Origin of the sequence: Marinobacter antarcticus (assembly GCF_900142385.1) — a bacterium.
Classification (GTDB): Bacteria; Pseudomonadota; Gammaproteobacteria; order Pseudomonadales; family Oleiphilaceae; genus Marinobacter; species Marinobacter antarcticus.
Genome location: NZ_FRAQ01000002.1, coordinates 1 through 15682, shown reverse-complemented (window position 1 = coordinate 15682; position 15682 = coordinate 1). Strand labels below are relative to the sequence as shown.

Sequence of the window (15682 nt, the reverse complement as noted above, 5' to 3'; positions counted from 1 at the left end):
GCCAATCGGAGCAGGTGCTGCGTCAGGCATCGGCTTTCAGGGGCAAGCTACGCTGACGCTTGCCCGTCAAGGCAAACAGCGCGTTGCCCAGGGCCGGGATAACCGGGGGCACACCTGGCTCTCCGACACCTGTTGGAGCTTCAGTGCTCTCCACGATTTCCACCGTCACCTCAGGCAGCTCATACTGCCGCATCAGCTGGTAATCGTGGAAGTTACTCTGATTCACCTGGCCATTATCAAAGGTAATCTCACCGTAAAGCGCTGCAGTCAGACCAAAGATGATCCCGCCTTCAATTTGGTCTTCCACAATGCGCGGGTTGACCACCTGGCCGCAATCCACGGCACACGCCACCTTGTACACCCGGATGACCCCGTTCTCCAAGCCGGCTTCCACTACTTGCGCCACAAAGGTTCCGAAGCTCTTGCACAGCGCTATGCCTCGACCACGCCCTTCCACAACAGGCTTGTCCCAGCCGGCTAGCTGCACGACTCTGTCGAGAACCTCGAGATGGCGGGGCTGGCCCGTCAGCAGCTTACGGCGGAAATAATAGGGATCTTCTCCGGCTTCGTAAGCCAGCTCGTCCATAAAGGTTTCGACAGCAAAGCCATTATGCGAGTAACCCACTGATCGCCAGAAGGTAACCGGGACACCAGGATCAGCATGTGTGTGGCGGATATCAATATTATCTACATTGTAGGGGTACTCAATCGCCCCTTCGATGGCCGACATATCCTTGGGCGTTGCAATACCTTCAGCAAGCAAACCGACTTTACCCAGGGTGTCGTACATGAACTTCGGCGCCCAGGGGAACTGAGCTGGAGCCGCATTGCGCACATACCAGTCCAGCAGCTTAGGGCCGACGATCTGGTGATGCCAACCAGTCAGCTGATCACCATCAAGACCGGCCTGCATCCGGTGCAGCATGGCCGGACGATACAAGTCGTGCTGCGTATCTTCTTCACGGGACCAGATCACCTTAACCGGTTTTTTCACCCGGTAAGCGACCGCCGCAGCTTCTTCGATGTAGTCCTGAGTCAGTCGGCGTCCAAACCCGCCGCCGAGAAAGGTGGTATTGATCGTAATATCACCCGGGGAAAGATCGGTTACCCGAGCCGCGGCAATGCGGCCCAGATCCGGAGCCTGGGTCGGCGCCCAGACTTCGATGCTGTTGTTCCGGTACCACGCCGTGGCGTTCATGGGCTCCAGGGTTGAATGGGCCAGATAGGGCTGACTGTATTCCGCCTCAACTATCTTCCCGACCCCACTTTTCACTGTTTCGCGGGCCGCAGCCTCATAATCACCTTCGTTACGTTCAGACTCTCCGGGATCTTCATCGGCCGCGCGCCTGTAAAAAGCAAAAACCTCATCGGTGGAAATCGACAGGGCATCCGCGTTGTCCCACTCTGCTTTCAGTGCTTCCTGAGCCTTGCGGGCACGCCAGTATTTGTCGGCTACAATCGCGACACCGCGCTCAATTTCAAACACGTCAAAAACACCCGGCATGGCAAGGACTTCACCCTCATTGAAGGCCCTGACTCGCGCACCGTATCGAGGCGGTCGGCTCACCACGCCGTAAACCATACCGGGGAGCTCAACATCTATTCCGTAAACAGCCGTGCCTGTGGATTTGGCCCGAGCATCAAGTCTGCCCCGGCGCTTGCCGATGTAATTCCATTCACTGGCCGGCTTCAGTGCAACCTCACCACGTATGACTTCTTTGGACGCCAACTCCACCAGCTGACCGTAGCGCATGGAGTCCAGCCTGTTGGGGTGAACCACCCGGCCCTGCTGCGCCGAGCACTCTGCTGCGCCAACCTGCCAGACTCTCGCAGCCGCCATAATGAGCATCTGCCGTGCCGAGGCACCCGCCGTCCGCAGTGGCTCCCAGCTGGTTGCTATACTGGTACTGCCGCCGGTGAGCTGCAGCTTGTACAAGGGGTTACGGTATTCCGGCGCCACAGGCGCAAACCTGGGGGTGATCGTTTCCGGATCGACTTCCAACTCTTCCGCAATCAGGGTGGTAAGCCCGGTATAAGTACCCTGCCCCATCTCGACACGGGCCAGCGTAAAATGAATCTCGTCGTTATCCGTTATCTCAAGCCAGGCATCGGGCTTCCACTCGCCTGTTTCCTGCGTGTAGCCAGTTGGCATTCCCGAGCAGCCGGGAAGCGAGAGAGACAGCATCAGAGAGCCGGAGGTGCCGGCACTTACTTTGAGAAAGTCGCGTCGGTTCATCACCATGTCAGCTCCCCTCCCCGGCCACGGCCGCATTGTAAGCCAATGAGCTTCCGGCCACTGACTCCACTGCTGCAATGATTCGCGAGTAGGTACCACACCGGCAAAGATTACCGGTCATGGCTGCCACAATATCGTCCCGGGCGGGTGCAGGGTTATTTGCCAGAAGATGGGCAGCACTCATTATCTGGCCCGATTGGCAATAGCCGCACTGCGGCACACCCTGTGCAATCCACGCTTCCTGCAGGGCGTGCAACTGCTCGCCCTCAGCCAGACCTTCTATCGTGGTAACCTCGCCGCCAGACGCAGACACTACAGGTGTTGAGCAGGAACGCACCGGCTGCCCGTTCAGATGCACCGTGCAGGCACCGCAAAGGCCTACACCACAACCAAATTTGGTGCCCTTCAGCCCCAGTTCGTCACGCAACACCCACAACAGGGGGGTATCACCCTCAATATCCAGCGAGCGCTGCTCGCCGTTAACTGTAAGGCTCAGTGCCATTAATGCTCTCTCCCGTTCTGTTGTCCTGGCTCTGTGTGCCGGGCTTGTTGTTCTATCTGTCTGGAGACTTTTCTGTCAGCCTTCTGACCAGGCTTTACTTCACGACGTCCTCTCCGTCCTTGTTAACCCAGATCTTGCGCTCTCCGGTTTCCATTTGCCCGTTGGAATTCCAGACTTCCCGGTTCTCCGTCGCATTTTCTACTTTGCCTTTATCATCCCAGATTACCCGGTCCTGACAACCGGCCAGAACCAGAACCGTGAACACCATCAGTGCAGTTTTCTTCATGAAAAACTCCTCATTTCACAATAAATTATTGCTTAAGTTATGGTTCCCGGCATCCTGAAACCCTAGCGCGCCCCATGGATCTCCCGGTTGTGCTGCTTTTCCCGCTCGCTTTTTCGCACCATGACATAGACAGCTCCGGTTCCACCATGGTGTTTTTGGGCCGAATGGAACGCCAGCACATCGGAGAGCTCCGGCAGCCATTTCGCGAGGTAGCTCTTGAGCTGAGCCACGCCGTCAGGATTACGCTCTCCCTTACCGTGAAGGATAATAACGGACCGCAGCCCGTACCGGACACAATCACCGATAAACCGGAATACATCCATGCGCGCCTGCTCAACGGTCAAGCGATGCAGATCCAGTCTGGCTTCAATGGGGTATTGCCCAAGCCTGAACCTGCGGAAAACCCCGTGCTGAATTCCGGGGCGTTGCCAGCAAAGTATGTCGTGCGCTGTCAGGGGGTCGACAATGTCGGAGGTCAGCGGATTAGCGTCTCTGAACGGCGTTTCTACGGCAGCACGCTGACGCTCCAGGTGGCCGGGAGTCAGTTCACGGGGCGTGGTTATCTCGGCGCGATTCGGTTTTCGAATACGCCGGACGTCTTTCATTTCCTCAAGAAAACTGAGGCGATCATTTTTGGTAGTCATGGCCGTGCTTTCAATAACCTGTTGAATGGAAGAACTTTACCACCCGGCACGCTCCCCATAAAGAAAGCGGGAGGATTGTACAAACTTGTAATCAAAAGCTCTGCGACCGAATAAAGTTGCGACCAAAATCTTAGAGTGAAAACCCACTAGGGTGTTCTACACTGTTAACTTACAACAATAACGAGCGACTGGAACCGGCTATGGCAGCAACAAATCAGGACAGCACACGCCCCCAGAACACCCGCTCCATTATGGGCTTCCTGCAGGCACATGCCCCCTTCTCTAGCATGGACGATGACCACCTCGCCCACTTTGCTGAACACGCCACGCTGAGATTTTATGCCGACGGTGACGTTGTCCTGTCGCCAGACGACGGTATCGTTCGGAAGTTCTACGTTGTTAAACAGGGACGGATCCGTGGCGAGCGTCATAACGAGAAAGCTGACAAAACTGAAACCACGTTTGAGATAAGCCAGGGCGAGTGTTTTCCGTTAGCCGCCATTATAGGAGAACGCCCCACCCGGACACTGCACCGTGCCGCCGGCGACACCTTCTGCCTGAGCATCGAACAGGATGCCTTTATTACCCTGTTTTCAGATAGCGAGCCCTTCCGTGACTTCTGCTTGCGCGGAGTCAGCAGCCTGCTGGATCGGGTTAACCAGCGCATACAGTCCGGAGCCATGGCGTCCATGGGCTCAAGTATATCCCTGAGCACACCGCTTGAACGCTACGCCCTCCGCAACCCCATTGTCTGCTCTCCGGACCTGCCAGTACGTAAAGCAGTAGCCCGCATGCACGAAAACAATGTTGGCAGCATTGTGATAACCGATGACAGCCGGCACCCGACCGGTATTTTCACCCTTCGCGACCTCCGCACGATGATTGCAGAAGATACCTGCACCCTGGATGCACCGGTCCGCCAGATAATGACGAAAGACCCCTGTTGCCTGTCAGCACAAGCCGACGCCTTTGAAGCCGCAATGCTGATGGCAGAACACCATTTTGCACACCTTTGCGTAGTTGATGAGGATAAACAACTGATCGGAATGGTGTCGGAACGGGATCTGTTCTCGCTGCAGCGCGTTGATCTGGTCAACCTCGCCCGCACCATCGGTACCGCTACACATTTGCGGACGCTGGTCAGTCTGCGCTCAGACGTATCCCGCCTGGTGGATGCAATGCTGGCCCATGGCGCAGATTCAGGACAGGTCGTGAAGATCATCACAACGCTTAACGATGTTACCGTCAGGCGCGTTCTGGAACTCAACATCAAGAAAAATGACCCGGGCATTCCGTTTACCTGGCTCACTTTTGGCAGCGAAGGACGGCAGGAACAGACTCTGTTGACTGATCAGGATAACGGCATACTGTTCCAGACACCGGAAGGCATGACGGATGATCAGGTACGGGAAAAACTGCTGCCATTCGCCCGAACAGTCAACGATGAACTTGCCGAGTGCGGCTTTACCTTGTGTAAAGGCAACATCATGGCCAGCAATCCGAAGCTGTGCCTGAGCGATCGCGAGTGGGATGACTGGTTTATTCGCTTCATTGACGCATCCACCCCGCAAAATCTTGTTTACTCATCCATCTTTCTGGATATGAGAGCGGTGTTCGGCCCGACAGAATCTTTACACGAACTCCTTGAAAAAGTGCTTACAAGAATCCGAAAGAACGCGCTATTCCAGAAGATGCTTGCGGGCAACGCACTTCAAAGAAAACCACCGCTCACCATGTTCCGCAACTTCCGCTATGTCTCTGATGGCAAAAAACGAAGCCTGGACCTTAAGCGCCAGGGCCTCGCACCTTTTGTGGAAGCCGTGCGCGTGTTTGCGCTTGCCAACGGAGTTGAAAATGCAAATACGCTTGAGAGGATGGACGAGCTTGTCAAAAAAGATGTTTTTGATGCCAAAGATGCCAACGCCTGGAAAGATGCTTACAGCCTGATTCAGGCCATTCGTATGCGGTCACACCAGGAAATGCTTGATCGGGACGAAGAGCTCACCAATTACATAGATCCGGACGACCTGAACCCATTGGACAGGCGCATTCTCCGTGAGTCGTTCCGGCAGGCTCAACGCCTGCAACAAAAACTTGAACTTACCTACCAACTCTGAATCCAGGCCGTCGCCCCATGTTGGAACAGATCAGACAATGGATTGAACGCCGCCGCGCGGGCCTGACTGGCAACATAGCGCCAGAAAACATGCCCACCCCAAAAACCCCGGGGGATCAACTGCTCTCCGAATGTCGCTTGATTGTTCTGGATCTCGAGACCACCGGGCTGCATTCAAACAAGGATGAAGTCATCGCTGTTGGTGCAGTTGCTATCAACAGAGGGGCAATTGACCTCAGCGATCAGTTCGACCTGATTCTGAGACGTCCTGAACTGGATATCACCAAGACCGTACTGATTCACGGTATAGGACCGGAAGCGCTTACCCAGGGATATGAGACCGAAGACGCTTTGCTCTTTCTTCTGGAGTGGATGAATGGCGACCCGGTGCTCGCCTACCACTCTGCATTCGATCAAAAGTTTCTTGAAAAAACTCTGAAGGCTGAACTCAACTATACCCAAAACCATACCTGGATGGACGTAGCGGATCTGCTACCTGCTTTCTTTCCAGACACCCTTCCCAGAGGTAAAGGCCTGGATCACTGGGCAGACCATTTCGGCCTGGAAGTAAGTGCAAGACACCATGCAGCTTCTGACGCTCTGGCGACCGCCGAACTGACCCTTATTGCGCTGAACAAAGCCAACAAAAATGGCTTGAAAACACTCAGGGAATTACACGAAAAATTGCGATATCACCGCCGACTGAAAAGCATACACGGCACCTAACCCAGCACCGGAAACCTCTAAAAAAACAGACGCCTGTCACAGCAAAAAACTCAAAATAAGACCTTTTGCCAATATCTATAAATCGGTTCACAGGTAAAGTCACAAAGGAGAACAAGTAGGGGAAGTACTAATATGAATAATAAACTCTCTGGCTCGCTCAGCTCACCGAAAAACCACCACAGATCAACAACAAAAAGACAGGAGTAATCCTATGCCAGGTCATAGCTACGACGCTGAAAAGTACTGGAAGGCGAATCTTCGCCTTATATTCGGGAGCCTGATTGTCTGGGCTCTGGTTTCTTATGGTTTCGCGATCTTCCTGCGACCAATGCTCTCCGGCATTGCTGTCGGCGGAACAGATCTGGGCTTCTGGTTCGCCCAGCAGGGCTCCATTCTCACGTTCATTGCACTTATTTTCCACTACGCGTGGCGCATGAACAGAATCGATAAACAATTCGGCGTGGAAGAGGAGTAAGCGGATGAGCCAATTTGCCATTAACATCATGTTTGTAGGTGGGTCATTCCTCATCTACATCCTTATCGCTGTCTGGGCCAAGGCCGGAAGCACGAAAGACTTCTACGTCGCTGGCGGCGGGATCCACCCAATCACCAACGGTATGGCGATTGGTGCCGACTGGATGTCCGCAGCGTCCTTTATTTCCATGGCAGGCATTATTGCTGCCAGCGGCTATGCAAGCTCAGCCTACCTTATGGGCTGGACTGGCGGCTACGTTCTGCTGGCCATGCTCCTGGCGCCTTACCTGCGCAAGTTCGGCAAGTTTACGGTTCCAGAGTTTATCGGCGACCGTTTCTACAGCAAGAACGCCCGCCTGGTTGCAGTTATCTGCTTGATTGTAGCGTCTGTCACCTACGTTATCGGCCAGATGGCCGGTGCCGGTGTAGCCTTCTCTCGCTTCCTGGAGGTAGATTCCACAACAGGTCTGATCATTGCCGCTGTGGTTATTTTCATCTACTCCGTACTTGGCGGTATGAAAGGCATCACCTACACACAGGTTGCTCAGTACTGTGTGCTGATCGTTGCCTATACCATTCCGGCTGTATTCATTTCTCTGCAGCTGACCGGCAACCCGATCCCGGGACTGGGTCTGTTCTCAACTCACATAGATTCCGGAATGCCGATTCTCGACAAGCTGAACCAGGTTATTACTGATCTAGGTTTCACCGAGTATACCGCAGACCTCGACAGCCACCTGAATATGGCGCTGTTTACTCTGACGCTGATGATCGGTACTGCTGGCCTGCCCCACGTTATCATCCGCTTCTTCACGGTTCCAAAGGTTGCAGATGCTCGCTGGTCTGCTGGCTGGGCCCTGGTGTTCATAGCGCTGCTGTATCTCACAGCTCCGGCTGTTGCGTCCATGGCTCGTCTGAACCTGATGAACACCATTTATCCGGATGGCACAGCTGCTGAGCCAATTCAGTACGATGATCGCCCGAACTGGGTCAAAGAATGGGAAATCACAGGTCTGATCAAGTTCGTTGACAAAAACGAAGACGGGCGCATCCAGCTTTACAACGATGCTCCGTCCTTCCAGGCTGAAGCTGACGCACGCGGCTGGAAAGGCAATGAGCTGGACGTAAACCGGGATATCCTGGTGCTCGCCAACCCGGAAATTGCCAATCTGCCTGGCTGGGTTATCGGCCTGATAGCCGCAGGTGGCCTGGCGGCTGCACTGTCGACGGCAGCAGGCTTGCTGCTCGCTATATCTTCGGCAATCAGCCACGACCTGATTAAAGGCTCGATCAATCCGGGTATTTCGGAGAAAGGCGAGTTAAGGGCAGCCCGTATATCGATGGCCGTTGCGATCGTTGTCGCGACCTATCTTGGTGCCAATCCTCCGGGGTTCGCAGCGCAGGTGGTTGCTCTGGCATTCGGTATTGCTGCGGCATCTCTGTTCCCAACGCTGATGATGGGTATCTTCTCCAAGCGCGTTAACAATACCGGCGCCATTGCGGGTATGTTGTGCGGCCTGGCGTTTACCCTGACGTACATCTTCGTGTACAAGGGATGGTTCTTTATTCCGGGCACTGCAAATCTTGCAGACATTCCGGCGAACTGGGTATTCGGTATCTCTCCTTTGTCTATCGGTGCGATTGGTGCCGTCGTCAACTTTGCGGTAGCCTTCGCTGTATCCAACGCAACTGATGAACCGCCCGTTGAGATTCAGGAGCTGGTTGAAAGCGTTCGTTACCCTCGCGGTGCGGCACAAGCTCAAGACCACTAAGTACCAACCCGGCCTGGTTTACTCATTGAGTTGACAGGTTGTTACTGAACGGGCTTCCTCTTTGAGGGAGCCCGTTCTTTTTTTAAGGATACGTTTTTATGTTCTGGACTCTTGTCGCCACTATATTTTGTGGGCTGGGTGCCGCCGGTATCGCTCTCGGAATCCGGGCCGTCACCCGCAATATGGCGCCTAAATGGATTATTCCGGTATTTGCCGGCGCGGGTATGCTTGGCTATCTGATCTATGGAGAATACATCTGGTACGACCATAAACAGTCGCGCCTGCCGGATGAAGCTGTCGTCGTGAGTACAGAGAGCAAAGGGATTTTCTGGCGTCCCTGGTCTCTGGTTTACCCTTACGTAACCGCATTCTCCACTGTAGATACAGATAGCATTGCACGGGACACCGGCAACCCGGATATAATTCGGTTTACGCTCTACCGTTTTGAACAAAAGATAACGGACACCGTCTCCCACCGGGTTCATATTATTAACTGCGCGACTCGCGAGGTCGTTCCTCTAGGCTCTGATGGAACGCCCCGGGTAGACAACCTGAAAGTTCTGGGCCGGGACGACCCGCTTTTCTCCACCGTATGTACTGGCTGATATTCCGGTAACGGGCCTGGTAACCCGATCACCTGACGGATATGCATAAATATGATTAGTGCCTGGCTGCTGGTTTTAATTTCCATCACCTACATCTCAATCCTGTTTATCATCGCCTGGGCCGGCGATAAGCATCCCGGGCTCTATCGCCGGCGCCTGGCGCGAACGCAGGTTTATTCACTGTCACTGGCGGTTTACTTCACCTCCTGGACATTCTACGGCGCCGTTGGCCGGGCTACACAGGAAGGGCTGGGCTTTTTGCCGATCTACCTGGGGCCCTTGCTCGTTTTCGTCTTCGGCGCGCCGTTGCTGCGCCGGATTATTCGCATAAGCAAGCGTAATAACAGCACTTCCATTGCGGACTTCATTGCATCCCGGTACGGCAAATCCCAGGTACTGGCAGCCATGATCGCAGCCTTCGCGCTGATTGGCAGCGTGCCTTACATCGCACTGCAACTGAAAGCCATCGCCATGGGCTTCAGCGTGTTATCCGACACGGGCACCGGTGTGGGCGCAGGAGTACTCAGTACCGCAGCGTGGAACGATGCTGCATGGTACATAACCCTTGCATTGGCCATATTCACCGTGCTTTTTGGTACTCGCCACCTGGAATCTACCGAACACCATCGCGGCATGATTCAGGCCGTGGCCTTTGAATCGCTGATCAAACTTGTTGCTTTTGTCGCCGTCGGACTTTTTGTCGGATATGGGCTTTACAATGGCTTTGGTGACCTGCTTGATAATGTTCAACGGGCGGATTTGACCGGCGTCCTGACAACAGATTCCATTGAAGCTCCGGCATTCATCACGCAGACCCTCGTTGCCATGCTCGCCATCATCTGCCTGCCACGACAGTTTCACGTTATGGTGGTCGAGAATGCCGACCCCCGGGACTTTGAGGTTGCGCGCTGGGCTATGCCGGCTTATCTGGTGGTGGCCAGTGCCTTCGTGCTACCCATTGCAGCCGCTGGCCTGCTGGCACCTGAAACCATAGCCGGCAACCCGGATATTCTGATCCTCCAGTTACCCATTATGGCTGGCAAAGAATGGCTGGCTATCCTCGCATTCCTCGGCGGTGGATCCGCAGCTGCAGCCATGGTTATTGTCTGCTCCGTCGCTATTGCCACGATGGTGAGCAATGAAATCATCATGCCTGCACTGCTCAGGTTTTTCCGGCCACGGATGAACCGCCAGGCAGATCTGAGTTCTTTGTTGCTTGGCATTCGGAGGGTTGCGATTTTTGTCGTTCTATTGACGGCCTATGGCTTTTACCGAATGGCGGGTGAAGACTACAGCCTGACGTCGTTCGGGCTGTTGTCTTTTGCCGCCGCCGCGCAATTCGGGCCGGCGTTGGTGGGCGGCATCCTCTGGCGTCGCGGGAATGCCACAGGCGCAACATGGGGACTCGGACTTGGCTTTCTCATGTGGTGTTACACACTGCTGCTTCCTGCGCTGGCTTCAACAGGCTGGCTTACCGATTCCCTGATCGACAAAGGCATCTGGGGTTTGAGCTGGACACGGCCGACCGCCCTATTCGGGCTGGAACTCGACCAGACCAGCCATGGCATTATCTGGAGCCTCGGCATCAATACGCTGGTTTACATAACACTCTCGCTGGTCACTCGCCAACGGGTACGCGAGAAAATCCAGATTGCCTCGTTCTTTCAGGACCCCCACCAAAAAGGCGATACGGTTCAGCATCAAAGCTGGCAGGGAGAAATTCTCACATCAGACCTGCAAGCTCTTACTGACAGGTTCATGGGCGAGGAACGCTCCGAAACCATTTTCCGTAATTACGGTCGGCGTAACGCCATAAGACTTCACCCGCATCGCCCGGCTTCGTCTCATCTAATGAAATACATAGAGCGCCAGCTAGCGTCTGTAATTGGCGCTTCCACTGCCCGAGTGGTTCTGGAATCGACCCTCACAGGTCGCGACATGCAGATCGAAGATGTGGTCAGCATTGTTGACGAAGCATCTCAAGCCATGACGTTCAGCCGGGAGCTGCTGCAATCAGCCATCGAGAATATAAGCCTTGGTGTCTCTGTGGTGAACCAGCAGCAGCAATTGGTAGTGTGGAACCATCGTTACCTGGAACTCTTCACCTATCCAAAAGGCTTTGTAAGAGTTGGCCGCCCTGCAGAAGACCTGATGCGCTACAACCTTACCAACGCAAATCTACCAGCTCGGCGTATTGATGAAATTATTACCAATCACTATGGCAGCATGCGCGAAGGCCAGCCTATTTCTTACGAACGCCAACGTCCAGACGGGACCGTCGTTCGGGTAGACGGCAGCCCGATCCCCGGTGGCGGCTATGTGACCACATTCCAGGACATTACGGCGATGCGCCGTACCGAACAAGCGCTCAAAGAAACCAATATCTACCTTGAACAACGGGTTAAAGAGCGCACGCAGGAACTGCAAGTTATCAACGAGCAAATGCTCAAAGCAAAGTCAGTCGCTGAGCAGGCAAACCAGAGTAAAACCCGTTTCCTTGCGTCAGCCAGTCACGATCTGCTGCAGCCACTGAATGCAGCGCGACTGTTTACCTCGGCGCTTGCGGGGAAGGCCAATAATGCCGAGACCAAAGAACTCGTAAATCATATCGACAGCTCACTCGGTGCAGCAGAAGAAATTATCAGTACCCTGCTCGACATTTCCAAGCTTGATGCAGGGGCTCTGGAGCCGGACATCGGAGTGTTCCCGGTCAACGACATCATGCGCCACCTGGCCACCGACTTTACGGCCATTGCGGAAGACCAGGGTCTGAAACTTCACGTCGTGCCCAGCAGTGCCTGGATCCGCTCAGACTCAAAACTATTGCGCCGCGTGGTGCAAAACTTCCTGTCTAACGCGATACGCTATACCCCGGAAGGAAAAATCCTGCTTGGTTGCCGGCGCCTCAAAGGATATCTGCGCATAGAAGTATGGGATACCGGGCCAGGCATCCCGGATGACCAACTGACCTTTATCTTTGAGGAATTCCGGCGCTTTCAGCACGGCCGGGACAAAAAAGGGCTTGGACTCGGCCTGGCAATCGTCGACCGGATCAGCGGCATGCTGAACCATCCCGTAAGTGTCCAGTCTGTTCAGGGCAAAGGGAGTGTATTTGGCATAACAGTTCCCCTTGCACCGGCGGATCTGGCGTATCAGACCTCTGAGACAGCTGCCACAAGTTCCCGGCGGGTCTCCAGTCTTGGAGGCTTAAGCGTACTCTGCATCGACAACGACCCAGCAATTCTGCAGGGAATGGTGGCGCTTCTGGGGAACTGGAAGTGCGACGTTACCGCCGCTGAGAGTCTCGAAGACGCACTGGAACAGCAGCGCGATGAACAGCCCGATATTATACTTGCGGATTATCAGCTCGATGATGACAAGAACGGTCTGGACGCAATGGATGCCATACGCAGTGCAGTTGGGCAAGACATACCCGGCATACTGATAACCGGATATATGGCTACGGACGTTCGCGAGGACGCGATTGAGCGAGGTTATCAAATCCTCTATAAACCCGTTAAACCCGCAGCCCTGAGAGCCATGGTGAATAAATTGCTGAAACAGAAACGCTCATGAGCGCTCCTGATAACAAGTCCGCCTCCGACACAAGCGCATTCGGGAAGCTCGCCTATCTGGTAATCGATGACTTTGAAAACTTCCGGCTTTCTATGCGTCATATGCTTCGCAGCTGCGGCGCCGATAATATAGAGCTGGTTGCACACGCCAGACCCGCCGTGCAGTATTGTACTTATAATCACGTTGATGTAGTGCTCTGCGACCACAACCTTGGGGAAGGCAAGAACGGTCAGCATATTCTGGAAGAGCTTCGCCACAAGAAGCTTCTCAAGCGATCGTCACTGTTTCTTATGGTGACATCAGAGACGTCAAGGGAAATGGTTATGGGCGCTCGTGAGTACCAGCCCGATGCCTACCTGACAAAGCCCATCAATCGCGCCATGCTGGAGCAGCGCTTGGGGAGCCTGATCAGCCAGCGCAGTGCTTTGCTTCCGATAAACCGCGAAATAGACCGGGAAAACTATCCCGAAGCCATCTCACTCTGTATGCAGGCTCTTCCCCGACTGCCACGCTATAAAACCTGGCTCATGAAAACACTCGGGGAGCTCTATTTCCTGCTGGGTGACCTTTCCCATGCCATCAAGGTTTACGACGAGATACTCTCCCAGCGCGAGCTATCCTGGGCACGACTCGGACACAGCAAAATACTGCTGGCCAATCATCACTACGATGAGGCCGTCAAGAGTCTACGACAGCTAATCGATAGCCATCCGGACTATATGGAAGCCTATGACCTTCTGGCAGAAGGCCTTGAGCGTATGAACAAGCCTGCACAGGCTCAGAAAATCCTCGAGCGGGCGACTGACTATTCGCCCAATGCTCTACTCCGTCAGAAACACCTTGCTGAGCTGGCAGAGTCAAATCAGGACATGGACACTGCCGCAGAGGCATGGCGACGCACTGTGACCCTGGGGGCTCACTCCATTCACGATAGTCCAAGCCACTATCTTGCTCTCAGCCACAACCTCTGCGACATCAGTGAAGGCGATACCGGGAAGGAGGGAGTAGCGCTTGCTGACGAAGCCTTTTCGATGCTTTGCAACATGGAAAAGCGATTTCCGGACGACAACACCCTAGCCCTTCGCAGTAAGATTATCCAATGCCGGCTCTACGCTGGCCAAGAGCAAGTGCAAAAAGCCGAAGAAATACTGAAAAGTATCCGGGCGGAACTGACAAACACACACTCTGTGGGCCTGGAGACCAGCCTGGACTATGCAAAAACACTATTCCGCCTCGGCTACGGAGATGAAGCCAAGGCGCTGCTGGGAGAACTGGCAGAGCAGTTTGGGGAAGACCCTGCCACCCTCAGGAAAATCGAGAGTCTGCTGGATGAGCCGGTGAGCTTTCGCATGAAGATCAGAGCCCGTCGTTTGAACCGGGATGGAATAGCGGCCTTTGAGTCAGGCGACCTCAAGAAGGCCGCGAGCATCTTCACAAAAGCACTGGAGATGATACCGGACCACCCCGCCCTTAACCTTAATCAGGTTCAGATCCTGATAAAGGAGTATGAAGGCAACACTTCCAACAAAGACCTGCTGGAACGCTGCCAGCATCACCTGAACCACTTGGCTGACCTGCCAGTGCAGCATGGACAATACCGCCGATATCTTGCTCTGCAACGCAAACTGAAGGCACTGAACCTATGAAAAACCGGAATATCGACTTCTCCATGGTTCTGGCTCTGGCCGTACACGACATGAAAAACTCATTGGGGATGTTGCTCAACTCCCTGGATGAACTGAGAGCAGAGAACGAGGACAAACTTAACGACTCTTCCAAGTTCAACACCCTGCAGTACGAAGCTGAGCGGATACACAATGATCTCGTGCAGCTCTTGGGGATTTACAGGCTGGGTGAAAACAATCTTTCTGCGCACATTGAAGAGCACTTTATTCCTGACTTTCTGTCTGAGCATCTTGCCAGGCACACACCACTCTTGAAAGGACTGGGTATCGAGTGCTCCATTGATGCCGAAGCCATAAACGGTTTTTTTGATGCTGATCTGCTTACCGGCGCTCTGAACAACACGATCAACAATGCGATCCGCTATACCAAGAGCAGAATCAGGCTAACAGCCTATGAGCATGATGGTTATCTTGTTATCGGGGTGGAAGATGATGGCGAGGGGTACCCGGAGAGTATGCAGCATACAGGAACGCTGAGTTTCAAATCCTTGAATTTCAACACCGGTAGCACAAGCCTTGGCCTGTTCTTTGTTTCTGCGGTAGCAGATCTTCACAGCGAGGGAGAACGGACTGGCTACATCAAGCTTCGCAATGGCGGGCATCTTGGTGGCGGTGTTTTTGAAATCTGGCTGCCATAACAGAGTCGACGATGACTGCAGTGCTCCCCTACATGCTGAGGCAATTTTAAGGCATAAAAAAACCCCCAACGGTACTCCGCTGGGGGTTTTCGGTATTAAGAGTCTGACGATGACCTACTCTCACATGGGCAATGCCACACTACCATCGGCGCAGGCCTGTTTCACTTCTGAGTTCGGGATGGGATCAGGTGGTTCCAAGCCGCTATAGTCGTCAGACAAAACGGTTGATCACTGGGGGATGAGACAGAACACTGGCTTTTCAAGGCCGTGATTTCGATTCTTTCGTTGCGATATCCGCAATTGTCTTGGGTGTTATATAGTCAAGCCGCACGAGCAATTAGTATCGGTTAGCTCAACGCCTCGCAGCGCTTACACACCCGACCTATCAACGTCCTGGTCTTGAACGGCTCTTCAGGGGCCTC

General features: G+C 54.0%; 12 protein-coding genes and 2 rRNA genes. 8 read left to right on the top strand and 6 right to left on the bottom strand.

Features of this window, described 5'->3' with window-relative positions:
* Positions 1–22 precede the first annotated feature (22 nt).
* The 4 genes from BUA49_RS11435 to smrA all read right to left on the bottom strand — a co-directional run bounded on the left by BUA49_RS11435 (position 23) and on the right by smrA (position 3668).
* Positions 23–2242 carry a xanthine dehydrogenase family protein molybdopterin-binding subunit gene (locus BUA49_RS11435; RefSeq protein WP_072797888.1) on the bottom strand — a complete coding sequence of 740 codons (2220 nt, stop codon included), beginning with the start codon at positions 2240–2242 and terminating at the stop codon, positions 23–25.
* A gap of 1 nt (position 2243) precedes the next feature.
* The gene (locus tag BUA49_RS11430) at positions 2244–2738 is read right to left on the bottom strand and encodes a (2Fe-2S)-binding protein (protein ID WP_072797887.1); all 495 of its coding nucleotides are present in this window, start codon (positions 2736–2738) and stop codon (positions 2244–2246) included.
* A 94-nt stretch (positions 2739–2832) separates the two neighbouring features.
* Entirely contained in the window at positions 2833–3024 is a 192-nt protein-coding gene (locus BUA49_RS11425; protein WP_072797886.1) for a hypothetical protein, read from the bottom strand.
* A gap of 62 nt (positions 3025–3086) precedes the next feature.
* Positions 3087–3668, bottom strand: coding sequence for a DNA endonuclease SmrA (gene smrA / locus BUA49_RS11420; protein ID WP_072797885.1), 582 nt, complete (start codon positions 3666–3668; stop codon positions 3087–3089).
* A gap of 200 nt (positions 3669–3868) precedes the next feature.
* Between smrA and BUA49_RS11415 the strand changes: the two genes are divergently transcribed.
* The 8 genes from BUA49_RS11415 (at position 3869) to BUA49_RS11380 (ending at position 15260) form a co-directional block, all read left to right on the top strand.
* A complete protein-coding gene (locus tag BUA49_RS11415) occupies positions 3869–5785 on the top strand; it encodes a putative nucleotidyltransferase substrate binding domain-containing protein (protein WP_072797884.1) in 1917 nt (638 codons plus the stop codon).
* A 17-nt stretch (positions 5786–5802) separates the two neighbouring features.
* Positions 5803–6510 (top strand): 3'-5' exonuclease, encoded by a 708-nt coding sequence (locus BUA49_RS11410; protein ID WP_072797882.1) that lies wholly within the window; start codon positions 5803–5805, stop codon positions 6508–6510.
* Between the two features lie 211 nt (positions 6511–6721).
* A complete protein-coding gene (locus BUA49_RS11405; RefSeq protein WP_072797881.1) occupies positions 6722–6985 on the top strand; it encodes a DUF4212 domain-containing protein in 264 nt (87 codons plus the stop codon).
* 4 nt (positions 6986–6989) lie between these two features.
* Positions 6990–8756, top strand: coding sequence for a sodium:solute symporter family protein (locus BUA49_RS11400; protein ID WP_072797879.1), 1767 nt, complete (start codon positions 6990–6992; stop codon positions 8754–8756).
* 98 nt (positions 8757–8854) lie between these two features.
* Entirely contained in the window at positions 8855–9361 is a 507-nt protein-coding gene (locus tag BUA49_RS11395) for a hypothetical protein (RefSeq protein ID WP_072797877.1), read from the top strand.
* A 51-nt stretch (positions 9362–9412) separates the two neighbouring features.
* Positions 9413–12937, top strand: coding sequence for a hybrid sensor histidine kinase/response regulator (locus BUA49_RS11390; RefSeq protein WP_072797875.1), 3525 nt, complete (start codon positions 9413–9415; stop codon positions 12935–12937).
* Positions 12934–14583: a tetratricopeptide repeat-containing response regulator gene (locus BUA49_RS11385; RefSeq protein ID WP_072797874.1), complete on the top strand. Its 1650-nt coding sequence runs from the start codon at positions 12934–12936 to the stop codon at positions 14581–14583. Before BUA49_RS11390 ends, BUA49_RS11385 begins: the two co-directional genes overlap by 4 nt.
* Positions 14580–15260 carry a sensor histidine kinase gene (locus BUA49_RS11380; RefSeq protein ID WP_072797872.1) on the top strand — a complete coding sequence of 227 codons (681 nt, stop codon included), beginning with the start codon at positions 14580–14582 and terminating at the stop codon, positions 15258–15260. The genes BUA49_RS11385 and BUA49_RS11380 overlap by 4 nt, the downstream gene beginning before the upstream one ends.
* A gap of 101 nt (positions 15261–15361) precedes the next feature.
* Here BUA49_RS11380 and rrf read toward each other — a convergent pair.
* A 5S ribosomal RNA gene (rrf, locus tag BUA49_RS11375) occupies positions 15362–15476 on the bottom strand.
* 100 nt (positions 15477–15576) lie between these two features.
* Positions 15577–15682, bottom strand: a 23S ribosomal RNA gene (locus BUA49_RS11370); the annotation flags it as partial.